Below are 23,408 nucleotides of genomic sequence, written 5' to 3' on the forward strand. Positions count from 1 at the left end.
AGCAACACCCCGATGCGGCGAGGGGTGATGCCCTCAAGAGGTCGAGAGCAGAGAGACGGGCGCGAAGCCCTCACCAATGATCGGAGCTGAAGGCACCCCAAGCCACTCGTCGAGAAGGGAGGCATAGAGGCTCCGGAAATCGGTCTGGTACTTGAGATCCCCCTCGTCGAGATCGTCGAGGCTCGGATGCTCTCCGATCAAACCTACCTGAGCAACAGGGCCAACCACGAACACCGGAGCGGCGGCCCCGTGGTCGGTCCCGTTCGAGGCATTCTCGGCAACCCGACGCCCGAACTCGCTAAAGACGAGCACCGCGACCCGACCGGCCTGGCCGTCCTGGGCAAGATCCTCGTGGAAGGCGGCGAGGGAATCGGCCAGTTCGTTGAGGAGCGCGGCATGGGTGGCTAGCTGATTGGCGTGCGTGTCGTAACCGTCTTGCCGGGTGTAATAGATCCGGGTTCCGAAGCCGGCCTTGATGATTCGGGCGATCTGTTCGAGCCGGCGAGCCAGGTTGAAGTTGGGATAATTGGTCTCCCCCCCCTGCCCCGCGGCGACCTCTTCGAGCCGGGCACTCGCCTCGTAAGCCGCCAGCGTGCTGCGACGGAGGAACCCGAGCAACGGGTCGTCGCTTCGATCGACTCCGGCGACCTCATTCAAAGCGGATCGGGTCGAATCCTGCTCGGCCGAGGAACCGTTTGCCTGGAGACGGAACTGGTCGATTTGCTCCATTGAAGGGACCTCGACCCTCCGGGCTCGGAGGGCGAGGGGAAGTCGGCCGCCACCGACATGAAGCGCGGGGGAATCGGAGCCGGGGCTGGGAGGATCGGCGTCGAGGACCCGGCCAAGCCATCCGGTTTCGAGCGCCTCGGGGTGAGAGTCCGTCCGGGCGGTTTCCCAGATCTCCATGGATCGGAAATGGGAGCGATCGGGGTTCGGGTAACCCACGCCCTGCACGATGGCCAATCGCCCGTCTTCGAGGAGCTTGGCCATTTGCCCCATGCTCGGGTGCAAACTGATGTCGTCGGTAACTCGATGGAGTTGCCCGGTCGGCAGGCGGAGTCGGCGACGATTGCGAACGTAGCCGTCGATGCCATGCGGAACGACTGTATTCAACCCGTCATTCCCTCCGACCAGCTGAACGACGACCAAAATCCGGTCGTTCGACTTTGCCGCGCCCCGGGCGGCTCGGGCCGATTGTGCCAGGAAACCAGGAATCGTGACGCCTCCCATCGAAACCAAGGAGGAGGCAGCCAGGGAGGAGCGAAGGAACTGGCGGCGATGGAGGCTCATAGTTTGATCCTTGGAGCGATTTGAGTTTCGGACATTCGAGGCAGGCCCGCGTTCTGTTTCGATCAGGCGAGCTGATATTCGGGGGAAGTGAGCACGAGGGTCGCCACCTCGCGGGCCGATCCCTTGATGCGGTTGCGAACCTCGGAAGACAACGTCTCCTGGACGAGCAGCTTGGTGTAAAAGGCCGCAGGGTCATCGGCCTGACCGTGGCGGGCAGGAAGAGCTTCAGGATCGAACCGCCGCCGGTCGTTCATCAGAGCAAGGATGGTGTTCGATCGAGCGAGCGTGGTCGTGGTATTGATCCAGGCCGGACCGCCATCCCAGCCGGCGACGCTGGGAGGGGCAAACAATCGCTGTCCCATTCGCGAGCAAGCTTCGGCAAGTTCGTTGGTGGAAACCGTCGGCGAGACAATTTCCAGAGCGCGGATGGTGCCGACGGCGAACTCGACCGGACTCTTGACCCGCTTGCGTCGCATCGAGGGATCGAAGAACAGGCGGGAATGGAGGATCATGGACACGGGGACCATCGTGTCGTAGCCGGAGTTGCGATAGGCGTCCGCCAAGGGGTCGATCAAGGCGTCGGACGGCTCGTCAACCTCGCTGAGCAAGAGCGCGAACAGTTTCCGGCAGAGGAACCGGGCACAGGCCGGTTGGTCCAGGAGAATTGAGGCCACCGCATCGCCATCGAACGACCCGGTCTGACCTAGAATGGATTTTTCACCGGCGTCGAATTCGCGGGAATCGTGGCGGTATCGCCCTTGAACGACGAAGGTGCCGGTGAAGGCTCGGGCGGCCTCCTGCACATCTCGCTCGCTGTAGTGACCCCGTCCGAGCGTGAACAGTTCCATGACCTCCCGAGCGTAGTTCTCGTTCGGATGCTCTTTCTTACTGGCGGTGGCGTCGAGCCAGAGCAGCATGGCCGGATCTTTCGCCATCGAGCGGAGCAAGTCCGCAAATGAACCGAGTGCGTGCCGCCGAAGCAATTCGTTTTGCTGACGCATCAAGGACGGTTCGTTCACCTTTTCAACGGAGGTGGCAAAATGATCATGCCAGAACAAAGTCATCCGTTCCCGAAGGGGAAAGGGCGTGTGAATCATTCGGTAGAGCCAGGAAGCTTGCAAACCGGTCGGCCCAGCCGCGGCTCCCGGCCCTCTGGCCAGCGCGTCCATGAGGTTGTCAAACGATGCGGCGGGCGAGCCGTCGAGGGCTTCCGGCTCACCGTGAAGCAAGCGGTCGATGCTGGCCTCGGGCCCCTCCTCAAGATCGCGCTGAAGGACCTCCCAGGAAGGGGAAAATCCGGCCCGCCGGTGCAGATGAGCGACCCGATCGAGGTCCCAGGGATCGGTGTCTGACGCCTGGAATGGTGTCCAGGCATGACGGGGATCGTCCTGCAAGGTTCGCAGACGCATGATGACTCCACCAAACTCTCAGAACCGAACGCTTGGATAGAACCGGTGCGAGCCTCGCGGTTGCTGTCTGATGCTGATCGACAACCGCGAGCCCGCCTTCGACCGTCGATCAGTCGTCAAGCTCACCGAGCTGGAATTGCAGGGACAGTGAGGAATGCTCGGGGGTGTCCACGAGACGCATTTCCCCCTGGCCGAGGTATCGAAGCAGGGCGGCCAGAACGGTCACATCGCGCTCGGCGGTGGAGCGATCATTGCCGCGTTCGAGCATATTCTGAAGGATCAGGCGTTCCCGGTTCACCTGAACCAGATCGGCCAGGGCGGGACCGTCGGCCGTCATGAGGAGGGTGGCGTCGATCGTCTCGGGATCGGGTTCGGCCTGAATTGCGTCGATCAGGGATCGGGTCAATCCGACGCTCGAACTGAGAATGAAGCGGCCGTTCAGCTCGGCGATGGACGGGCTGAAGTTGTGCCGGTAGTGGACTTCGGCCGGTTCCGCCTGGTCGTCGTCGGCGGCGGGGGGAGGAGGCATGAAGGTCGCCAGGGAGATGGACTGATTCTTGTAGGTCTCCGATCCGAGCATTAACGGCGGGGCTCCGGTTTCCGAGGCGCCGAGGTTAACAAGCCCCAGGAACGACTGAAACGCGACCCGCAACCGCTGGGCGAATTCCGGTCGATCGGGGTCGAGCTCAACGACCAGGGCGAAGGCCGGAAGCTTCAATTCGGGTAAGGGGTCCATCGCCTCGTAGTCCTGGACCGCCGCGACGAGCTGCCAATGGTGGCCAAGCGGTTCGAGGACCGAGTCGCCAAACTCTCGGCCGCCGAAAAAGGTCCCGGCGAAGGAATCGAGCTGGGCGAGGTTTTGAAGGGCTTCCGGGGGCAGCAACTCCTCTCGAACCTCCCAGAGCGCCGACTGATCGCGCCAGAGGTTAATGGTGGCGAGAAGTCCATCGACCTTCAGCGGAGCCGGGGCACCAGCGCCCTGAGGGGGGAGGAAGCGGGCCATTGCCTCCGATCGGCCGTCCTCGGGGGTGTCGAGGGTCAGATTCAGGGCCAGGAGATCGTCGGTCCAGTCGAGGGTTGCCGAGGCGAACGGGGTCTGGCGAATCAGGTCGATCCAGGCGCCGAATAGGAGCATGGCACCGGCGTCGGGCTCATCGCCGGAGAAGCGATCGGGGTCGAGCTCCCGGAGGCGATCGACTCGAGCAAAGGCCCAGGCCAAGGGGTCAGGCTCGGGCCTCGAATCGGCGAAGGCGGGGGAATCGGTCAGTCGATCCTGGTCATCGAGGTGGCGGTCGAGGATCGCCTGCAATCCGGATCGGCTATTGGAAAGGATCAAGCGGCCATCAACGATGGCGTGGGCTTCTTCATTCGAGAGACTGTAGCCGGTCATTCCTCGGTGATCGAACTCGGCGATCGGATCGGGAGCCCCTTTTCCCTTGGCGTCTTCGCGGGCAAGCGAGACGAGCGTCGAATGGGCCTTTTCGAGAAACGCGGCGTCTGACGGCGTGACGACGAGGACCAGCCGAGGCGGGTCGGCCTCCTCGATCCCCAGAACCACTCCGCCACCGATGAGAGTTCGTAACCCTTCCTCCCAGGTGGTGCCGAGCTGTCCAGCGACGAAGGTGGCAACCTGACGCAGCTCATTCAATTGCGGATTGTCGAGCGCATCGGCATAGCCGGGAATCGTGCCGAGGAAGGCTTGCACCCGGTCGGAGGTAATCCGGTCAAAAAGCCGCTCAGGCTGAGGAACCTCCAGGTAGACGAGCGGGTTTGGAGGAAGAAACGCGGCGCCGGATGTGTCGTGATCGTCTCGGGCGAACCCAGGAGCGCCATTGGCCAAGACGAGTGAGGCCGACGCCACCACTCCAACGACGAGGTGTTTGATGATGGAAGTCATGGTGCTTCGTTCCCCGGTGCGAGCCTGACCTCCGACCCCAGGCCGGGATCGGGCAACGCGAGATGTTCGGCGATCGATACCGGGCCGGCGCTTCGGAAGTTTCAAGAACACCAATCGGAAGCGTCCCGGAGCCTCTCATGAGGGACGTTTCGCAAACGCACCCATAAACCTTGCTCGATTGTTGAGATCAGGTTAGAATTCTTGCGTTCCTTCTCGTTGAGCAGACCCACAATCGGGTGTCGGTCCTTTGAGGAGGGCAGCAGACCTCCTCGCGTTCCAGAACGTTGTGTTCCGCGAACCCCAGGATGCGATGAAAGCCGAATTGATCCCGGAGAACGGCGATCCTCCGATCCCGGTCACACGAGACATCACGGTCGTTGGCCGCCGGAACGGATGCGATCTCTGGATCGACCACCCGTCGATCTCGAAGCGGCATTGCGTGCTGGTGAGAACCTCGGGGCTGCTGATCTTGCGCGATCTGGCCTCGACCAACGGCACGAAGGTTAAGGGCCAGCGTGTTCGATGGGCCGCGCTGCTTCCGGGAGACAAGGTAAGTCTGGGAAGTTACAAGTTCCGGATTTACCTGGGGCCGGATGATGCTCCAAGCCCGTCGGAGCTTCAGTTCCGAGCGCCGGAACCGATCATGACCGGATTTGCTCCGCCCACGCCGCCGATCGCACAGGCGGTTTCCGATCTGCCGAATCCCGATGCCCCGGAACTTCCGGTGGACGACGAGGACGGTCAGAATGACCATCCGCTTATGGGAGACGACGACGGACAGTGGGAAAAGCTCCCCACGCCGTCGGGCGGCAATCAGTTCTTCATCGAACTCGAATGAACCGAGATGCCGGCGGAGGTGCCGAGCATCAAGGAATCTCACGGGCGACTTCGGGTCAGGCGAGCCCTCGGTACAAACCGGGGCTCGCCCGCGCTGCTGCATCTCTGAGAGGGGTTAACGACGAGGAGAGCGGCCGACTGGCGTGAGTTTCGGCGGGATCAAGGCCCTTCGGGTCGTGGCCGTCGCGACTCTCGCCGCAGCGGTGGACCGTTCAGGCGGTCGATCCGGCGGGCCTCCTGGGGATCCAGGCGGCTGGCTTGCCGATTCTCGCGCTGGATGGCCTCGTACACCTCCTGACGGTGTACGGAGATCTCGATCGGGGCCGCGATCCCCAACCGGACCTTATCGCCCCGTATATCCACCACGGTGATGACGATGTCATCGCCGATGATGATGCTTTCGTCGCGGTGTCGGGACAGGACCAGCATGGACTAGGCTCCTTCCTCCTGCCAGCGACGGACGTGCCCATCCCTGGCCACGTCGTCCGTATTGTCGGCAGACTTCAACGGGGCCGCCGGGCGGACCCGCCGTGGGCACACCTTCAGAGCATGCCCCCTTTGCCAGTTGCCCGGCGGATACCTCCGCGTCACGCAGTGGCGCGAAGTGCCGTGGGTCCGGGCAGCAGGGTCGGCGAATCTTCCGGCTCCCCCAGCGGGAACCGGACGGCGTAGCGACTTGAGGTCAACACCAGTTGCCGGCCGAGCCGGCGAGCCAGGTTGAATACCAGGGGCCCCTGGAGGTTGACGGTCAGCCCCTGTTCACCGTGGTTCAGGATGACGTAGACGAGCGGTTCGCCCGCTTCATCCAGCTCCAAGGCTGTCCGATCGCCGGGACGAAGCTCGACCCGGTAATCCGCGACGGCCACCTGCGGCATCACCATCGCAAAGGCCAGGTCCGGGTCGGCGGTGGACTGGAGCCAGACCAGCCCATCCACCTCCGAATCGGGCCAGAGCACAAACTGCGTGGTGCCTCGGAATCCGACCAGGCCCTCGGGAATCTGAACGATGTCCAGTTCCCGTACCTGAATGGGTCCGAAGCGTGTCGTGACGATGTTCACTTCCTGTTTCCCTCCCTGGTCGGACGGCCCGGCGATCCGGCCCGATCCGATCCTGGCACGCCCCCGATCGAGCCGGTCCGAGGTCCGATCCCCAAGAGTGATCGGTCCGGTCGGTGATCGCGGACGGCCACGACGCCTTGCCGCGGAGACGGGCCCGCACCTCGCTCGGCTCCTGCCGAAGTCGGATGACGGGACTGACCGCCGGTGTTATCGACCCTGAAGGCTCGGGCGGCCCACCGCCGAATCGGGGTTTTTGCCGACCATCGACCACCTGAGAAGGCCGCGACGATCGGCCCGGTCGTAACGGTCGGTCGAGCCCCCCGGGTCATGGCGCAGTTCGCCACCGGATCGGGAGAAACCTGGGTCCGGTCGAGAGGATCAGGAGGATCGGATCGTGAGAGAGACGGTTGGGGACTCGGCAAAATCGCGCCAGCCCCGTTCATTGAGCGCTTCGTTGGGATGCCCATCGTGAATCAGGACACGGTATCGGAAGACGACCGGCGATTCCGTTCCAATGGTGACTGACTCATCGTGGCTGGGCACGAAGCAGAAGAAGGGAATCCGGGTCGGATGAATCCGGGCGGGGGTCGGGTGGTGCAGGTTCGTCGGGTGGTCGAACATGGCAGCCCCGGCGTATCGGTCGGAGCCCTCGGTGACAGGGCCGGTCAGGTCGACCCAGCGGGCCGGCTGCTGATCTCCTGCCACCCGGTCGAGGCCCTCGCTGGTCAACACGTCGAGGACCCCTTGGGGCAAGAATGAATCGGGGCCGCGATAGGCCATCCCCCCGTATCGGTACGGAGGCAGGACCAAAGGGGTCTCGGTCGCCTGCTGGGTGCTGGTCAGGTCGAACAGGCGGTAGGGAGTACCTGGAATGTCGAAGACCTCCACATCCCAGCGCTCCCGAAGCACGACGACGGGATCGTTGTCGGGGCGGCTGGCTTCCCAGCGATGGAAGGTCGAGAACCGGGCGGAGACGGGGCCGGTGGTGACGGGGCCGAGCCGATCGAAATGGATCTTGCCCGAGCCGTTCTGGATATTCCAGAAGTCTGGCTGGAGATCGCCGACCGAGGTCTTCGTGTAGGCGAGAAAGAAGCCTCGGTGATGGGGGTGCGACTCGGCCGAGTAGTCTCCCGTGACAAGTGCTCCCGAGGGGGCGAAGGCGGGATGAATGTAAGCCGATCGCGGCTGGTTTGGATTGGGGTGATCGGGATGCCTCACCGGCGCCATGTTGTAGCGGAAGACGGGATCGTCGCTTCGGAACAGCTCCAGGTGTCCTTCCGAGGTCGTCTCGAACCTCCAGACAACCGGGGGATCGGTTGGCGGAGTCCCTGGTTCAAGACGGAACGTCCGACGGGCACCGGCCGAAGTACGGGCGGGGAGAATCCAGAGCAGTCGCACATGGTCGATCTGAGCTTCCGGCCGATCGACCTGCGCAACCACGGTCTGGCCGGGATTGTCGAGGTCCTTGAACGTGACCTGCCCTCCTTTGGTGGCGATCGGGTCAAGCCAATCGGCCCAATCCTGAGGAATTTCGTCTTTCTGGATCGAGATTTGCACCGGAGTCTGTACGCGATCGAACCGGCCCGCATCGACCGTCAATTCGAGACGCGACGTCGGAGCGTCTGCTCGGACCAGATTCCAGGAACCAAGACCAAGCGCAAGGGCGGTCACAAGCCCGCCGAAATCCGATCGCAGTCGTCCGAATTGTTCCATGGCTGTCCTCGTCGCCGCGGTCGATCTGAGAAGGAATGGTTCCGCCCGGTCGGTTGCCTGACGGGCCGCACTCGATGAGGATACGATGACGGAAGCGACGGCGGGAGAGCCTTGCTTGTTGCTCGTGAATGGGACTGAACCACGAAAGGATTACGATGGCCCTCCTCGAAGGCTTGACGAAGAACCAGGCCGAACTTCGGCCAGATGCCTCAGATGATGATCTCAGACCGCTCGCCCTGTCGTTGCCTCCGGTCCACGCGGTGACCTGGGCTCAGCGCATCATTGCCGGATGGCCGCGCTGGAAGGTCGAGGCGGTTTACGAGGATCGCGCGATGATCCACGCCACCCACACGACTCGCCTGTTGCGCTTCGTGGACGATGTGCATCTGGTGTTCGAGCCGGATTCCCGGGGATCGCTGCTGATGGCCAAAAGCCAGTCCCGGATCGGCAAGGGAGACCTGGGGCAGAACGCGAGAAATCTCAGAGCCCTCGTCCGAGGACTTCAGAAAGAAGATCAGCACCGCCGAGCTCGATTGGCCGAGGGGGCAGAGATCAATACCTCGTCGTGAGATCGAGGTCGCTCGTTCCCCCTCCCGTCCTGGTTGGTCAGTAGCGCTGAAATCCGTAATCGGGATTGGTCGGATCGAAGTCAAGCGACGAGAAGGTGACATCGAAGTCGACGTTCTCGTAATGATAGCGCTCGGCCAGTTGCAGTTCGCCGTCGTCACATCCCGGCTGCGGCCAGTCGTAGCTCACAATGTGGAGGGGGATGAGCAACTCGGGGCAGTAGCGGATCTCGACGTAGGCGAACGGGCGATCGTCGGCATAGGACGCATGCGAGTGCGTTGAGGAGTACCAGAGTTTACCGTTCTCGTCGATTTCTCGGTCGAGAATGGTTTCCGCCAACGGGTCGTTCAGGTCGAGTTGGCGGTAGTGCAGCAGCTTGCGAGCGAGGTGTTCCAGACCGGCCTCGGTGATCGGATGCCGATTTTCCGCCAGGGCGATCGGCCCGTGCGGATCAACCTTGAGGCGAGGAAAGAACCGCCGGGTCCAGTCACCATTGTGGGCGAGCAGGTGATTGTCAAAACGCCCCTCATGGTAGAGCGCTTCCTTGCCGGGCTTGGGAGCTTCGAAGCGAAGATAGACGGCAAAAGGGTCGTGCTTCACCTTGATTTGAAGCGACTGCTCGGGCCCCAGCTCACCCTTGATCCGTTCCTGGCGCTTCAAGCTGGCCGAATACCCATCCACCTGATCGAGCTTGCGAACGGCGTGCTCCATGAAGTCGAGCAAATACTGCTTGGCTTCCTGACCTTCGATCCGTTGCTCGGGCCAGTCGGGCAGGAGATCGGGCTGGTCTGAGGCCTCGGGCTCGGCGTTGAGGCCCACCAGGGAGGGCTCGGGGGATTGCTTGAGAACCGCCCGTCGAGCGACGTCTGGCTCAAGCGACTCAAGCGAAGGAGTCAACCACCAACAGACTCCTGCCACGAGGCCCATCGGCACCATAAGACTCGGAACCGCGACCCACCATCGGCGAGTTGTGAGACAGGCGGAGGCCCGATTCGCGACCATGCGAAGCTCCTCGAAGCCGGTGCCGATACCTCGGCATCCTGAGAGGGGGTCAGAACCACTCGGCCATGACGTCCTGATCATCTCTTGGTCGTCCACGGCTTTATCATACGGTGAAGGGGACCTGCAAGTCTCTGGACTCTTGTGGAGAATTGTTCGGATCAGCCGGATCGTGCGGGGTAGCGCACGCCGGATTCGTGAGTCCCAATCGGCTGAATTGACCCGCCACCCCTGAGACGGCTACGATGAGTTGAGTCATCATCAACCCCATGACGGTCTCCCCCCTTACCTCCCGTCTTTGCCTTCGTCCTGACCCGAGACACGTTCCGCTGCCGGATGTTTGCATCATGACTCAGATCGAACAGGCGCGTCGAGGAATCATCAGTCCTGAAATGGAGTTCGTTGCCCGGCGAGAGGGGCTCGAACCCGAGGTCGTGCGCGAGGAAGTCGCTCGCGGGCGGATGGTCATCCCGGCCAATCGGGAGCACCTGAAACTCGGCCTGCAGCCGATGGGCATCGGCATCAAGGCCGCGTGCAAGATCAACGCAAACATCGGCAACTCGGCCGTGACCTCCGACGTGGACAACGAGCTGGAAAAGCTTCGGACGTCCGTCGCATTGGGGGCCGACACGGTGATGGACCTCTCGACCGGCGGCAAGATCGACGAGATCCGCCGGGCGATCATCGCCGCCAGCCCGGTTCCGATCGGCACCGTGCCGATCTACCAGGCGATTCAGCAAGTCAAGAAGCCTGAAGACATCACCGAGCAAGGTTTGCTCGACGTGATCGAGCATCAGGCCAAGCAAGGCGTGGATTACATGACGATCCACGCCGGCATCCTCCGCGATTACGTTGCGATGACGGCGCACCGGATCACGGGGATCGTCTCTCGGGGCGGCTCCTTGATGGCCCAGTGGATGATGGCCCACAACAAGGAAAATCCCTTTTATTCCCGGTTCGACGATCTCTGCGACATCATGCGGGAATATGATGTCACCTGGAGCCTGGGCGACAGCCTTCGGCCCGGATGCCTGGCCGACGCCAGCGACCCAGCCCAGTTTGCCGAGCTGAAAACCCTTGGCGAGCTGACCCGAAGGGCCAAGGAACGAGGTTGTCAGGTCATGGTGGAAGGTCCCGGCCACGTGCCGATGGACCAGATCGCCATGAACATGGAAAAACAGGCCTACGAGTGTGATGAGGCGCCTTTTTACGTGCTCGGCCCGCTCGTGACTGACATCGCCCCGGGATACGACCACATCACCTCGGCGATTGGGGCCGCAATGGCCGGCTGGTACGGGGCGAGCATGCTCTGCTACGTCACGCCCAAGGAACACCTCGGCTTGCCCGAAGTGGAGGATGTCCGCCAGGGGGTCATCGCCTACAAGATCGCCGCCCACGCCGCCGATGTGGCTCGCCATCGCAAGGGAGCCCGCGACCGGGACGACGCCTTGAGCCGGGCCCGCTATTCGTTCGATTGGAACCGGCAGTTCGAGCTTTCGCTCGACCCCGAGACCGCCCGAAGGATGCACGACGAAACCCTTCCTCAAGAAGCGTTCAAGTCGGCGGCCTTCTGCTCGATGTGCGGGCCGAAGTTCTGCTCGATGCGGATTAGCGAAGACATCCGCCGGCACGCTCAACAGGCCGCCGGCCTGATCGAACTGACGGCTGAACCGGCAGCAGCCGCATCCTGAGCGGACGGCTCGGTCTCCTGACCTCTCGAACCGAGAGAGAAGGAGCCTTCCTCGTGTAAGTTTGGGTCCGCGAAGGCACGATTCGCGGACTCACTCAAGCCCCCCAACAGGCTTCAGGCGCGGTTAGGCACGCAAGGTCGAGTGCGAACGGTTGCCAATGGCCGCGCGGCGTGCTTGAACCGAGTTGAGAACACCCTTGACGGAGTCTTCTTGTGTCGGACCATCGCAAGGTCCTTTCGGCGACCGGCCTGGCGTTTATTGCGCTGGGCCTGGTGGCATTCAGTCTGGGGATGGTCAGTTCGTGGATGAACGTCCAACTCCCGATCCCAGCCTATGGAATGCTCGGCGGAGCCGGTCTGATCCTCTCGGGCATCGGCTTGATGATCGTCAATCGAGGTGATTCAGGCCGAGCGAAGTGAACGGCGGTCGATGCCCGACCATCGGCCGTGCTGACGGAGGTCAGAAGGACTTCAATAGGCGGGCCGGCCTCGGGTCGAGACGCGCCTCCTTGCGCATCCGACCCGAGCCGAACCCCTCAGTACAGGGCACCCGAACTGGCCGCGGGAGATGGTGCGGCCCCGATCGGGCAAGGATGTTGAACCAGGCTCAGGCCGCTTTGACCTTCGTCGGGAGGACCCGGCGGAAGCCACGGTCAGACGCCTGAATGAACGCTTCGAGGAGTTGCGTGTCGAGCGAAATGTGGCCTTCATTCTCAGGGTGCCACTGCACGCCGACGCACCACCACTCGTCCATGTCGTGATATTCGTAGGCTTCGATCAAGCCATCCGGCGCGTGGGCCGCGGGCCGGAACATGGCGGCGAGCTTGCGAATTCCCTGGTGATGGTAGCTGTTGACCCGGATTTCCCCCTCGCCGTAAATTTCTTCGAGCAGGGTTCCCGGTTCCATGACCACGATGTGCCGATGGGCGCCGCCGTGAGGATCGCGGTGCGGAATGGCGCGAGGCAAGTCTTCGGGGACGTGGACGTACAGGCCGCCGCCGTGCTCGACGTTCATTTCTTGCATGCCGAGGCCGATGGCCAGAGTCGGCAGGTGTCGCTTGGCGGCGAGGCGGCAGAGCAGGCGGTCGGAGGCCTCCCGACGTTCGGACATGACCTTGACCGACTGGTGCGGGGCCACATTTTGCTTGCGGGGGTCCATGTCGTCACCACCGGTGAGGACCAGACCATCGAGCCGATCGAGGATCGGAGCGACCTCGGGCTCTCGGAACATCGGGGGAATCAAGACCGGGATTCCACCCGCGGTCAGAATGGCGTCGTAGTAGCCGGTCTGGACGATGGAGTGCGGCAGCTGGCCTCGGCCAGTGCCTTGAAGGTCCATGTTGATCCCAATCAGCGGCCGATCCTTCTCCTTCGTCATGGCATCCTTCCTTGATGACGGAGTGGTGTTGCCGGCACCCTGCTGGTCGTGACGATCGAGCGGCCGTGGGCCAAACGGTTGTCACGATGGCTTGCGACGAGAGCTTGCGTCCTGGACTCAAGGTTGGGAGCAGGTTCTCAGGGCAAACCGTGCCGACGTTCGAGATACGCGAGAAAGCCGCAACGGGGGAAACGAGCCGGTCCCGGGTTGTTCCATCAGTCTCGACCGGCCCGATCGAGCGAGGGGGAGTCTATCGCTCCGATCCGAGCGATACCAACGCTTTTTCTTGCACTTGAGGAAGATTGCGCACCTGACCCCAATTCGGGAAGCGAGGTGCGCGGTCTACCCTTCCCGGTGAGGTCATCGACCCCGGACCTTGTCCCGATCGGGCCGCACCGCGCACCCCGAGTTGAATCGGAGAGCGCGCTCGCACGGAGGGTTTCTTTGCGTCCGATCAAAACGAGAAGGACCCGGCGGCCTCGTTCGCAAGCGAGCGGGCCACCGGGTCCAGCGGGTCGTGATCAACCGAACAATCGCGAGATCAGTCGGTCTGTTCCGGGGCGTCCACGGCGATCGCAGCGGCTTCCGGTTCCGCGGCAGAGGCGTTCTCCGAGGCCCGAAGGGGGAGGAAGTCTCCCTTCAGCAATCGGATGACAACGTCCAGGTCTTCCTGGGTCAGCTGCCCCTCGAATCCGGGCATCTGCTCGTGATCGGCCAGGTAGCCATAAAGATCACGGGCGCCGGGTTCCTCAATCATGCGGCGGGTCCAGGTGTCCGAGCCCCATCCGTACAGGTTCGGGGCATCGACACCGGTGCCGTCCGCCCCGCCGAGCCCCCAGAAGTGGCAGTTCGCGCACTCGTTCATGTAGTGCTCGTAGCCGGGGTGCTGGTTCTCGGGGTCCTCGAACTGAAGCTCCCAGGCTGCCGCCGAAATGCCTTCACGGTACGGAATGACGTACTCGACGAAGAAGTCGGCCACCGCGTCGAGTTGCTCGGGGGTGAGCTGAGACTCGGCCTTCCATTCGGTCATGCCCGAGCATTGCGGGACGAGGCCGAAGTATTTGGGAGACGACGGGTCTTCCAGCAAGCCCCGAATCCAGTCGCGCGTGCCGAAGCCTTCCAGGTCGGAGGCCGACTGGATAGCCTCGGTCTGGACGATCACATGGGAACGGCCCTCGACCAGTTCGGCCTCGACCCGTTCACCACCAGCATTCCGACCCTTGAGAACGACCGTGGTCTGGGTGACATCGCTCGCGTCTCGCGTGATTTCTTCGGCGTCGAAGTCCTCGGGTAAGGCGAACGCCAGCGCCCGGAGGACGGAATCGGAGAGCGGTTCGCCGAGGTCGGCGAAGCGAGACGGATCGGCCGCGGCGAGATCCTCCGCCGAGGGCTGCGCGACCTGCATCTGGACCCGAACCTTGCCACCGTAGGCATGGCAGCTCAGGCAGTTCGCTTCCAGAAGGTTCATGCCCCGAGATAAGGGATCGCGGGCCATGAGGTAGCCTGCTCCTTCCGGAGGAAGACCGTGGGCCGAGGCGAGTTGGTCGGCCCGATCGCGCTGCTCGTCGGCCTCCTGGCGGGCAAGGATGAAGGCCGCGTCGTTCCAGTCAGCCACCAGGGCCTTGGTCATCAAGTAACCAGCACCGCCCAGCACCCCGAAAATCAGGGCACAGGCCCCGAAATGGATCAATCGTTTCGGAAAGAGTCGGTCGAGGATCGGCAACAGAAACAGGATCGTGACGATCGCGCCCGGAATGACCATCGTGCCGATGATCTCGGTATCGCTCTCGAACTCATTGAGAAGTTGGTAGAGCGCGAGGAAGTACCACTCAGGACGAGCGGGGTAATCGGTCCCGGTCGGATCGGCCGGGGCTTCAAGCCCTGCGCCACCCTCATAGATCACCACGCCAAGCAAGATCGCGAGGACGAGGCCGATGGCCGCCAGGTTGTAAAACGCCTGGGAGGGCCAGTAGGTGTCGGTCCGCTCGGGTCGATCCTTGCCGTTCAACCCATGACGACGAGCCAGGGCCCAGTGTCCAAGCAAGGCGAGGACAATGACCAGCGGCAGGACGCCGACGTGCAAACCATACAGTCGGGTGAGCGTCTGATTGCCGTACTCGATCCCGCCGACGAGGACCTGCTGCGCAAGCGGGCCGATCACGGGAGTCGTGCCGGCGATATTCGTGGCGACTCGGGTGGCCCAGTAGCCCTTCTGGTCCCACGGCAAGAGGTAGCCGGTCAGGGCCAGGCCAAGGACGGCGAACATCATGATCAGGCCAAGCCACCAGTTGAACTCTCGGGGGGCTCGGTAGGACGCCCGCACGATCGTTTGCACCAGGTGCAGGGCCAGCAATATGACCACGGCCGAGGAGCCGAAGTGGTGCAAGCCCCGAATGACCCAGCCCAGCATCATCTCGCGCTCGATGAACCAGACGCTCCCCCAGGCGTGGGAGGAGGACGGCACATACGAGGTCATGAGCAATAGGCCGGTGATGAGCTGAATCAGGAACGCTCCGGCCAGTGCCGAGCCGAAGACGTGTCGCAGCCCGGCACCGCCTCGGACCGGCTCCTCGGAAAGGCCGGAGACGCGCGAGACGAGTCCGGTCCGGGCATCGATCCACTCTGAGAACTGGCTTCGGTTACGCAAGGGGAATCTTCTCCTCGGTCCCGGTCCGGAAGCGGTGGAACTTGACCCGGATCTCGGCATTGGGGTCGTTGGGGTCGATCGGCTCGACCTCCAGGGTGTCCATCCCTCGGGGAGAGATCCGGTTCACCCTCGAACCGTCAAGTTCGAAGAAGCTGGCATGGCAAGGGCAGAGGAAGCCTTTGCCATCGCCCGAAACCTTGATCTTGCAGGCCAGGTGCGGACACTCGGCCGACAGGGCAAGAACCGGTTCGGAAGCTCCCTCGGGCTGGCGAACCAGCCATACGGTCCCGACCGGCGTGGCAGGATAGCTGACCCAGGCGTCGCGTTGTTCCTCGATAATCGAGAACGAGCGCGGCTGCCCTTCGACCAGATCACCCAGCCTGGCCAGGGTGCGGAAGTCGGAGTCATCCGTTCGGCGTTTCAGGAGGGGCGAAAGCAGGTAGGCCACGCCCGGCACGGCCAGGACCAGGCCGATCAGGGCGCCGATCGCGGCGGCCCCAAACTGGAACCATTGACGACGATTCATCGGTTCGCGGTCTCTCCGGTCGAGCGGGGAGGGACAAGGCGGGGGGATCGCGTGGGGCGGTCGGACCAGTCGAGCCGGCGTCGACGCCGGAGCGGGGCGGGTGGCCACGATCTGATGTAAGGATCGCGGCCGGGCGGGGGGTTCGAGGCGCGGCGGGTTATCGAACGCCTCCCCACGCGAAGACTTCAAGTAAACGCTATCGTAACGGTGGCAGATGGGGCGCCGCCAGGGGTTACTGCAACCTTTGATTCAGCGCACGATCGGGCAAGGAGGCTCAGGAGCGAACCTCAAGACCCATCATCGGTCGAAGCGCCCGGAGGACCCGCTCTCGGGAATCCGAGAGAGGATCGGGCATCAGGACCCCTGCGGCGGCCCGGTGTCCCCCGCCTCCGAACCGTCCCGCGAGTTCAGCCACGTCGATGGCGCTTCGGGATCGCAGGCTAACCTTCACTCCTCCTCGGAGCTGTTCAATGAGGAGCATGGCCACCTCCACGCCGTTGATGGCCGCGAGCTGGTCGATCAGATCCTCGGTGTCCGAGGGAATTGCCCCGGTCTTGGCCAGGTCGTCCTTGGTGACACTCGCATGCGCGACCCGACCATCGAGGGCCAGGGTCAGCCCCGAAAGGACCCGGCCAACCAGCCGCATGCGGGCGGCCGTGTTGCGTTCGAAGAGCGCTCGATAAAGCTCATGGATGGGAGCGCCGGCCTCTGCCAGTTCGGCGGCGTCTCTCATGGTTTCGGGGGTGACATTGGAATGCCGAAACCAGCCGGTGTCCATCGCGATGGCGGTCAATAATCCGTTCGCCATTGTCGGCGAAGGGGACGCGCCAAGGGCCCGAATGGCTCGGAGAACCAACGTTCCGGTCGATTCGGCCGAGACATCCTTGAAGACCAGGGCCCCGAGATCGTCCTCGCTGAGATGGTGGTCGATCACCACCTTCGTTCCCTTGAATCCTCGGACGAACTCGGCCATCTCACCGAGCTGCGACCAACTGGAGAGGTCAAGGATGATGAGGACCTCGCGGTCGGCCAGCGATTCCGGTCGAATCTCTGCAAAACGCTCAAAGAACCTGGGGCGAGGAGCCAAAAACTCGTAGCGAGGGGGAAGCGGACTGGCGTTGACCACCCGAACATCCTTGCCTCGCTGCTCCAGAAGTCCGGCCAGCCCCACCTCAGAGCCGAGTGCGTCGCCGTCGGGCCGAACATGCGTGGTGAGAAGGAACCGCTGGTGGGTGTCAATCAACGTTGCCAGGGAAGACCAGTCCAGTTCCATCACGATGCTCCGGGGCAGGCCACGATCAAATCGGCATTGTAAGACGACTCGCCTCGCTCTCGCAATGACGGCCGTTTCATCCGAACCACCGAGACGGCATCAGGTGGTGTACTCATTCACCCGGAAGCGGTGGAGGTTCTCTCGAACCCAGGCGATGGTCTCGTCGAGACCCTCATCGAGCGAGTACTGGGGCGTCCATCCCCAGAGTTCCGTTGCCAGAGCGGTTCCGGCGAGGAGTCGGAGAACCTCGCTGGCCGGCGGCCGGATGCGTTGCGGGTCGGTCTCCACCTGGAGCGGCGTGCCAAGCCGCTGGCCGATGCGATCGACCAGCTCGCCGATCGAAACGTCGTCTCCCCGGCCGATGTTCACCACCTGTCCGATCGCCCGATCGCACGAGGCGATCGAGACAAAACCGGCGGCGGTATCCTTGACATACGTGAGATCCCGTCTCGGCTCCAGGCTTCCAAGCCGAATCGACGGCCGGGTGAGCGCCTGGCTGATAATCGTCGGGATGATCGCTCGGGCCGATTGCCGGGGTCCGAACGTGTTGAATGGACGGAGAATCGCCACCGGCAGCTCAAAGGATCGGTGATAGCTGAGTCCCAGGGCATCGGCTCCGACCTTGCTCGCCGCGTAAGGGGATTGCGGCTGCAAGGGATGCGTCTCATCGATCGGGACTCGCTGGGCCGTGCCGTAGACCTCGGAGGTGGAGGTCAACACCACTCGGTCGAGTGCTTCGCTGGCCCGACAGGCATCGAGGACATGGGCCGTGCCCGTGACATTCGTTTGCACCACGTCGAGCGGGTTCTCGTACGAGTACGGGATGGCGATCGACGCTCCGAGGTGAAAGACCCAGGATTGCCCCTGAACGGCGCGGCGGATGGCCTCGGGGTCCTTGAGATCGCCTCGGCGAACCTCAACGGAACTCTTGATTTCATCAGGTAATGCGTCGAGATGCCCGCGATCGTCCCGGCCATTGTATCGGACGAAGGCACGCACGGTGTGTCCGTCTCTGACCAGCCGCTCGACGAGATGACTGCCGATGAATCCGCCGGCACCGGTGACGAGGACCGTCCTTCCCATCCCTAGGCACTCCCCTGCCCCGAGCCGACCGGGGCGCATCCTCTCGGAAGCGAATTCGACGGAATTGTCCTGAGCCTGAAGTTCGCAACATCCTACGGCGGATTGCCGAAACGGCCAACGCGAATCCGAATCTCGGCCCAATCGGCAATAATTCACTGAAGCCCCAAGCCGATGCTGACCGATGAAGTTGATGCGATACCGAGACGCTCCGCTCTCGGGTGGAGCGGTACAATCGAGGGTATCGTCACGATCGACGGCCTAAACCGTGACAGGGAGATTCCTGAATGGCCTTCCGCTTCCTCCTGGTGGGTGCTGTGGCTGCTCTTGGGTTCGATTTGCCGCAAGGCATCGACGTGGAGGCCTGGGCCCAATCGGGACGAGCTTGGTGGCACGCGAGAGCCGCGGAGTTCGAGGCAAGGCACGGGATCACGCTGGCCGGGCTTGAGGATTCGTCCTCGACCAGCCCGGCTGCTGTCGTTGAGCCCGAAGCTGTTGTCCCGGACGCTGATGCGGCCTTCGCCACGGTGATCGAGGATGTTGTCGCGGCCTTCGCGGCCGATGGGCCAATCGAGGAACGAGGGGAACCGGAGACGTCGTCGCAACTCGTCGCGGGTGTTGACGATGCCGCCTACGGTCCTGAGTTTGCCGATGCCCTGAACCGCTGGGCCGACGGGCTGTCCGAGCCGGAGGATCCGGCAACACTCGTCGCCGAGGCGAGTGACAGTGCCTTGGAATTCGGGGACGATCTGATGACCGCGTCGATTTCCGGTGTGGCCGGTTCGGCGTTTGCGTCTTCAGTCGATGAGGAGGAAAACGCCTCTGACCTGATCGCCTCAACGACCCTGGTCGTTGGGGATGGTGAGGAACCGGAGACGATCGAATCCACAGCGACTGGCGAGCCGCGATTGGTCAAGGCGGTTCAGTTGACGGGTCAGGCCCTTCAGGCCTGGTTCTCGTTGATTCAACCCGCCAGTCCCGCGGCGGTGCCGGCCTCCTGAATGGGGGCTTCATCCGCGATCGCGACGGATCCGGCACGCTGTTGAGCCCGCCGGAATCGGATCGCCCCGAACCTAGAGGAAACGGCCCGAGCGACTCCTTGTCGCTCGGGCCGTTTCTCGTGGTTCACGAAGGAATTGGGAATGACACGATGAGTATGAGCCTCCTCGTGCGCTGGAGATCAGGAACGATCCGGAGAATCGACCGTGCCGGACTCCCCCGGGACTGATCTGGACTTCTCGTACCCCAGTGAACGTGCCACGTCGAGGACCTCGCCGAACGAGGGGAAGGTTTTGCCGCTTCGCACCTTGAATTGCTGCATCGCGTTCATGAATTCCAACTCTTCGGGAGTATATTGTTTCTCGAAGGTTGTCGGATCAATTCTCCTCCTTCGCTCCTTCCGAGCGGGACGGGCTTGTTCCGGGACCTCACGACGTTCGTGAAAGCAGCTATTGGGAGGAAAGTTCTCGAAATCGAATTCGGACCCTCCTCCCAACGTCGATCGATTGTCGGCCATTGGCCGCGAGCCTCCCCTACGTTCGGACGGACACCGCCGAATCCAGTCGCGTCGACCGTGGGCAAGGAATTTTTTCTCCTGGACCACGACCGGCTTGCATCATCCGACTTCGGAGATGATTCCTTGGTGTTTTGTCCTCTGAGGGAGATCTAGGTCGATCGGCGACACCTGTCAAACCGACACGATTGACCCGGAAACCGGATTGGTGAGCTGAAGCAACGCGCGAGGTTCTGACCCGTGTGGCATAATGGTCAACAGACGAGCGGCGACCCCCGACGGAGCGTGGCGCGACGGCGGTGCGAGTCGGGCCGGGGTCGCCCTTCGCTCGATTCTGCCGAGAAGGCCGCTCGGGTTTCCAAGGTCCCGGCGTGGCTCGAATCTCGGTGATCCCGAATTCTTCAGGATGGTCCCATCGCGCCCCTACCGGTCCCGAACACACCGGCATCTCAAGCACCGGAGAATTTTAGACTCATGTCCCGAACCGCGCGATCGTGGAAAGGGGCCGGGCCCGCGACCCTGCTCGGCTGCCTGCTGACTGGTTCGATGGCTCTGGGTGGAACCTCGCCCGAGGGCCTCTCCCGTCAATTGATCGATCTGGGTCATCAGGCCGAAGCCCAGGGCCAGCTCGACCAGGCCGACCGCTTTTTCCGTAAGGCCCTGGAACTGGACCCGACCAGCACCCAGGCCAATGAGGGCGTCAAGCTTGTGGCCCTTCGTCTCCAGGATGCGGTCGCTCCGCAACTGGGTGACGAAGCCGGAGCCAGCATTGAACGAGCCCAGGGACTTCAGCAAGTCCTGGTCGATCAGCTCAATGCCGATATCCGAGGTCGGATCAACCGAGCCCGAGCCCTGCTCCGCCAGAACCAGCCGGAGGCCGCGGAAACCACCCTCCGTCTGGCCCTGACCGCCCTGGAAACCGCCGATCAGGTTCCGGATTCGGTCGTCGACCAGTTAGGTCGTGAACTCCGGATCGAGTTGCTTCAAACGATCCGACGTTCCGAAGAACTCGCTCAGCGGCAAGCGGAGCTGATCCGCCTGGAATCCGCCGCTCAGCGAGAGATGGATGCCGTCTCGGCTCTCCTTCGGACTCAGGCGACCGTCCGGGAACTGATGATCCAGTTCAACACCCTGATGAACGAGGGCGTCTTTGCCGTCCTCGACAACCGGGGAACCGGAAACATTGTCGAGAACTCTCAGCCGTTCTTCGATGCTCGTCTGCTGGCACAGTCGGCAAACGCCCTGCTGCCTCGCGAGACGGCGCCGAGGGCCGGGATGTTCGTCTCGACCTCTCTCGGATTCCTTTCACAAACTCGTGCCTACGAGGAATTGAAGGAATTCCGCTACATGGCGACCATGCTCGACGTCGACCGGGCCTCGGTTCCCTTCCCCGACCTGATCACCATCGAGTATCCGCCTGCCGATGTCTTCCGCGAAATCTCGGAAAAGCGAATCGCCCGATACGAGGTCGCGGACCTGGCCGAGCGTTCGGAACTGACGCTGGAAATTCAGCGTCGGCTCGAACAACCGATTTCGATGCCGTTTGATACCGATACCCCGCTGTCGGACGCCCTGGAATACATTCGCCAGGCGACCGCCGACGAGAAGCTGATCAACGGCATTCCGATCTATGTTGACGAGATCGGCCTTCAGGAAGCTGAGCAAAGCCTCCAGTCCCCGATCAAGATGAACCTGGACGGCATTCCGCTCAAGACGACCCTGCGGCTCATGCTCGACCAGCTTGACCTCTCCTACACCGTCTACGACGACCTCCTGGAGATTACCGCGAAGGGCTCCGAACGTCGTGGCACCCTCATCCGCGTCTACCCCGTGGCCGACCTGGCGATCATCCCCATGTCCCTGATGATGGGCGGCGGTGGCGGCGGCATGGGTATGGGCGGCGGCATGGGCGGCATGGGCATGGGCGGTATGGGCGGCGGCATGGGTGGCATGGGCATGGGCGGTATGGGCGGCGGCATGGGCGGCATGGGCGGCGGCATGGGCGGCATGATGGGAGGTGGCATGATGTCCATTCCCGTCGCTCCCGAGTCGACCGGAGATGCACTTGCTCCCCAGGAAAAAAAAAGCAACTGAACCCGCTGAAGTCTGGGTCGGACGATTCTAATCCGACCCAGACCGCCCAGTTTCAGGATCTTCAAGCAGGCCGAGCCGCCTATGGTCGTCAAGACCGAGGCGGACTCGGCCTGCTTCGTGTTGCGATGGTCCAGGAACGGGACTCTCCGGGACGCCGATCGGGGGCCGAGGGTCCGAAAGTCTCGTCACGATCCGAGAAGGCTGCCGAGGAGGAGGCTCCGCTGATCCGCCGCCAGCCGACCGACCAGGAGCTGGCGACCTGGGCCGCCCATTTCAAGAACCGGGAGACATCGGCAAGGGACCTGCTTGAGACGGTCGTTCGTCTCAAGAGCAAAGGGCAGATGGCGGAGGTCGAAGCCGCCTTGAGGGGCTACCTGGATCGGCCGGATGTGCCGAAGGAAGCCTGGATGTATCAAATGCTCGCGGTCATCTTCGACTACAACCAGGCGGACCCCGCCTTCGTCCAGCAGGCGCTTGGCTATGCGGCAATGGTGGCCGATCGTCCCGGGGAAGAGGGAACCCCGGAGAGCCTTCTGACGATTGTGGATCTGATGGCCGCCCGAGACGTGTTCGAGATCGAGGTGCCGCTCGGAAACGGCCGAAGCCGGACGATCCGGGTCGCGGAACTGCTTGACCACGCCGCCGAACGCTTGCCAGGCCGAGCCGATCCGTGGATCAAGTCGCTTGATCTGGCCGAGCGGCAACTCGATGCCGACCGCATGGCCCGAGCGGTCGAGGGCTTGATGGAACTCGGCTGGCCCGGCGTCGATGACGCCTGGCGCAACGAATGCCGACTCCGGGCCATCGCGCTGGCCAGGCGGCTCCGGGAGGCTGGTCGAACCTCGGACGCCGACATGCTCATCGCTCGTCTCGAAGCTGCTGAACCTCGTGATCTTTACGCTCGACTGAGCTGGAACGGCTTCGGTGATCTGGATCTGCTCGTCGATGAACCCCTGGGAGCCACGGCCCGCCTCTCGACCCCTCGAACCGTCTTCGGTGGCGCCTTGATCAAGAACGGCCGAGGGTCCGACGCCGAGGAGATTTACGTCTGTCCCCGAGGCTTCGACGGCACCTACCGCTTCCGGGTCGAAACAATCGTCAGTGACCCTGATGAGCCCATCACCGCGGCCACGCTTGAGATCATCACTCACGAAGGAGGGGCCGAGGAGCGGGTGCAGACCTTCGCCATCAATCCAAGCAACCCGATGCCCGTGGAGGTCATCCTCGAAGGGGGGCGACGAACGGAGGTCTTACCCTACGTGGTTCCCAAGGTAATGATTGTGGAGGATCCGGAAGAACCCTTGACCTCGGGCACTCCTCCCGAAGGCTCGACCCCGGAACCCTCGGAGCCTCGCTGAGGCTCCACCCCCGACACGGAAGGTTCTGACCGGCAGCCTCTCTCCGGTCGCTCGGGCAGACTCTTGGATCAGCCGGAAG

General features: G+C 63.1%; 19 protein-coding genes. 7 read left to right on the forward strand and 12 right to left on the reverse strand.

Annotated elements, in window-relative coordinates:
* Positions 1 to 33: 33 nt before the first annotated feature.
* From GA615_RS03320 to GA615_RS03330, 3 genes are all read right to left on the reverse strand, one after another.
* Complete coding sequence (locus GA615_RS03320; protein WP_152049843.1) at positions 34 to 1,290, reverse strand: DUF1501 domain-containing protein; 1,257 nt, start codon at positions 1,288 to 1,290, stop codon at positions 34 to 36.
* Between the two features lie 62 nt (positions 1,291 to 1,352).
* Positions 1,353 to 2,699, reverse strand: coding sequence for a DUF1800 domain-containing protein (locus GA615_RS03325; RefSeq protein ID WP_152049844.1), 1,347 nt, complete (start codon positions 2,697 to 2,699; stop codon positions 1,353 to 1,355).
* Between the two features lie 109 nt (positions 2,700 to 2,808).
* Entirely contained in the window at positions 2,809 to 4,596 is a 1,788-nt protein-coding gene (locus tag GA615_RS03330) for a hypothetical protein (RefSeq protein WP_152049845.1), read from the reverse strand.
* Positions 4,597 to 4,906: 310 nt separating this feature from the next.
* Between GA615_RS03330 and GA615_RS03335 the strand changes: the two genes are divergently transcribed.
* A complete protein-coding gene (locus GA615_RS03335) occupies positions 4,907 to 5,434 on the forward strand; it encodes an FHA domain-containing protein (protein WP_152049846.1) in 528 nt (175 codons plus the stop codon).
* A gap of 158 nt (positions 5,435 to 5,592) precedes the next feature.
* Here GA615_RS03335 and csrA read toward each other — a convergent pair whose 3' ends face one another.
* The 3 genes from csrA to GA615_RS03350 all read right to left on the reverse strand — a co-directional run bounded on the left by csrA (position 5,593) and on the right by GA615_RS03350 (position 8,204).
* Positions 5,593 to 5,862: a carbon storage regulator CsrA gene (gene csrA, locus GA615_RS03340; RefSeq protein WP_152049847.1), complete on the reverse strand. Its 270-nt coding sequence runs from the start codon at positions 5,860 to 5,862 to the stop codon at positions 5,593 to 5,595.
* Positions 5,863 to 6,020: 158 nt separating this feature from the next.
* A complete protein-coding gene (gene fliW, locus GA615_RS03345; RefSeq protein WP_152049848.1) occupies positions 6,021 to 6,491 on the reverse strand; it encodes a flagellar assembly protein FliW in 471 nt (156 codons plus the stop codon).
* Between the two features lie 378 nt (positions 6,492 to 6,869).
* Positions 6,870 to 8,204, reverse strand: a complete 1,335-nt coding sequence (locus tag GA615_RS03350; protein WP_152049849.1) for a DUF6807 domain-containing protein — start codon at positions 8,202 to 8,204, stop codon at positions 6,870 to 6,872.
* Positions 8,205 to 8,359: 155 nt separating this feature from the next.
* Between GA615_RS03350 and GA615_RS03355 the strand changes: the two genes are divergently transcribed.
* Positions 8,360 to 8,773, forward strand: a complete 414-nt coding sequence (locus GA615_RS03355) for a DUF1499 domain-containing protein (RefSeq protein ID WP_201750097.1) — start codon at positions 8,360 to 8,362, stop codon at positions 8,771 to 8,773.
* A gap of 37 nt (positions 8,774 to 8,810) precedes the next feature.
* Here GA615_RS03355 and GA615_RS03360 read toward each other — a convergent pair whose 3' ends face one another.
* The gene (locus GA615_RS03360; protein WP_161602145.1) at positions 8,811 to 9,668 is read right to left on the reverse strand and encodes a DUF1571 domain-containing protein; all 858 of its coding nucleotides are present in this window, start codon (positions 9,666 to 9,668) and stop codon (positions 8,811 to 8,813) included.
* 449 nt (positions 9,669 to 10,117) lie between these two features.
* On the opposite strand from GA615_RS03360, the gene thiC reads away from it, so the two are divergent.
* Positions 10,118 to 11,461, forward strand: coding sequence for a phosphomethylpyrimidine synthase ThiC (gene thiC / locus GA615_RS03365; protein WP_315851640.1), 1,344 nt, complete (start codon positions 10,118 to 10,120; stop codon positions 11,459 to 11,461).
* A gap of 212 nt (positions 11,462 to 11,673) precedes the next feature.
* Complete coding sequence (locus GA615_RS03370) at positions 11,674 to 11,880, forward strand: hypothetical protein (protein WP_152049853.1); 207 nt, start codon at positions 11,674 to 11,676, stop codon at positions 11,878 to 11,880.
* A gap of 187 nt (positions 11,881 to 12,067) precedes the next feature.
* Here the strand turns inward: GA615_RS03370 and GA615_RS03375 are convergent, their stop codons facing one another.
* The 5 genes from GA615_RS03375 to GA615_RS03395 form a co-directional block, all read right to left on the reverse strand.
* A complete protein-coding gene (locus tag GA615_RS03375; RefSeq protein ID WP_152049854.1) occupies positions 12,068 to 12,838 on the reverse strand; it encodes a gamma-glutamyl-gamma-aminobutyrate hydrolase family protein in 771 nt (256 codons plus the stop codon).
* Between the two features lie 541 nt (positions 12,839 to 13,379).
* Positions 13,380 to 15,485: a cytochrome b N-terminal domain-containing protein gene (locus GA615_RS03380; RefSeq protein ID WP_161602146.1), complete on the reverse strand. Its 2,106-nt coding sequence runs from the start codon at positions 15,483 to 15,485 to the stop codon at positions 13,380 to 13,382.
* Positions 15,478 to 16,011 (reverse strand): QcrA and Rieske domain-containing protein, encoded by a 534-nt coding sequence (locus GA615_RS03385; RefSeq protein ID WP_152049856.1) that lies wholly within the window; start codon positions 16,009 to 16,011, stop codon positions 15,478 to 15,480. Before GA615_RS03385 ends, GA615_RS03380 begins: the two co-directional genes overlap by 8 nt.
* 274 nt (positions 16,012 to 16,285) lie before the next feature.
* Entirely contained in the window at positions 16,286 to 17,284 is a 999-nt protein-coding gene (locus tag GA615_RS03390; protein ID WP_152049857.1) for a DHH family phosphoesterase, read from the reverse strand.
* A gap of 99 nt (positions 17,285 to 17,383) precedes the next feature.
* The gene (locus GA615_RS03395) at positions 17,384 to 18,367 is read right to left on the reverse strand and encodes an SDR family NAD(P)-dependent oxidoreductase (protein ID WP_152049858.1); all 984 of its coding nucleotides are present in this window, start codon (positions 18,365 to 18,367) and stop codon (positions 17,384 to 17,386) included.
* A 284-nt stretch (positions 18,368 to 18,651) separates the two neighbouring features.
* Here GA615_RS03395 and GA615_RS03400 point away from each other — a divergent pair, with 284 nt between their 5' ends.
* From GA615_RS03400 to GA615_RS03415, 3 genes are all read left to right on the forward strand, one after another.
* Complete coding sequence (locus GA615_RS03400) at positions 18,652 to 19,365, forward strand: hypothetical protein (RefSeq protein ID WP_152049859.1); 714 nt, start codon at positions 18,652 to 18,654, stop codon at positions 19,363 to 19,365.
* Positions 19,366 to 20,351: 986 nt separating this feature from the next.
* Positions 20,352 to 21,971 carry a tetratricopeptide repeat protein gene (locus GA615_RS03410; RefSeq protein ID WP_152049860.1) on the forward strand — a complete coding sequence of 540 codons (1,620 nt, stop codon included), beginning with the start codon at positions 20,352 to 20,354 and terminating at the stop codon, positions 21,969 to 21,971.
* Between the two features lie 125 nt (positions 21,972 to 22,096).
* Positions 22,097 to 23,329 carry a hypothetical protein gene (locus GA615_RS03415; protein WP_152049861.1) on the forward strand — a complete coding sequence of 411 codons (1,233 nt, stop codon included), beginning with the start codon at positions 22,097 to 22,099 and terminating at the stop codon, positions 23,327 to 23,329.
* The last annotated feature ends 79 nt before the right edge of the window (positions 23,330 to 23,408 follow it).

The sequence above is a fragment of the Tautonia marina genome (assembly GCF_009177065.1).
In the GTDB taxonomy this organism is placed as follows: Bacteria; Planctomycetota; Planctomycetia; order Isosphaerales; family Isosphaeraceae; genus Tautonia; species Tautonia marina.

Coding starts and splice junctions, on each gene's coding strand:
- GA615_RS03320 (WP_152049843.1), bottom strand. CDS start 1,290: ATGAGCCTCCATCGCCGCCAGTTCCTTCGCTCCTCCCTGGCTGCCTCC.
- GA615_RS03325 (WP_152049844.1), bottom strand. CDS start 2,699: ATGCGTCTGCGAACCTTGCAGGACGATCCCCGTCATGCCTGGACACCA.
- GA615_RS03330 (WP_152049845.1), bottom strand. CDS start 4,596: ATGACTTCCATCATCAAACACCTCGTCGTTGGAGTGGTGGCGTCGGCC.
- GA615_RS03335 (WP_152049846.1), top strand. CDS start 4,907: ATGAAAGCCGAATTGATCCCGGAGAACGGCGATCCTCCGATCCCGGTC.
- csrA (WP_152049847.1), bottom strand. CDS start 5,862: ATGCTGGTCCTGTCCCGACACCGCGACGAAAGCATCATCATCGGCGAT.
- GA615_RS03350 (WP_152049849.1), bottom strand. CDS start 8,204: ATGGAACAATTCGGACGACTGCGATCGGATTTCGGCGGGCTTGTGACC.
- GA615_RS03355 (WP_201750097.1), top strand. CDS start 8,360: ATGGCCCTCCTCGAAGGCTTGACGAAGAACCAGGCCGAACTTCGGCCA.
- thiC (WP_315851640.1), top strand. CDS start 10,118: ATGACTCAGATCGAACAGGCGCGTCGAGGAATCATCAGTCCTGAAATG.
- GA615_RS03375 (WP_152049854.1), bottom strand. CDS start 12,838: ATGACGAAGGAGAAGGATCGGCCGCTGATTGGGATCAACATGGACCTT.
- GA615_RS03385 (WP_152049856.1), bottom strand. CDS start 16,011: ATGAATCGTCGTCAATGGTTCCAGTTTGGGGCCGCCGCGATCGGCGCC.
- GA615_RS03390 (WP_152049857.1), bottom strand. CDS start 17,284: ATGGAACTGGACTGGTCTTCCCTGGCAACGTTGATTGACACCCACCAG.
- GA615_RS03395 (WP_152049858.1), bottom strand. CDS start 18,367: ATGGGAAGGACGGTCCTCGTCACCGGTGCCGGCGGATTCATCGGCAGT.
- GA615_RS03400 (WP_152049859.1), top strand. CDS start 18,652: ATGGCCTTCCGCTTCCTCCTGGTGGGTGCTGTGGCTGCTCTTGGGTTC.
- GA615_RS03410 (WP_152049860.1), top strand. CDS start 20,352: ATGTCCCGAACCGCGCGATCGTGGAAAGGGGCCGGGCCCGCGACCCTG.
- GA615_RS03415 (WP_152049861.1), top strand. CDS start 22,097: ATGGTCCAGGAACGGGACTCTCCGGGACGCCGATCGGGGGCCGAGGGT.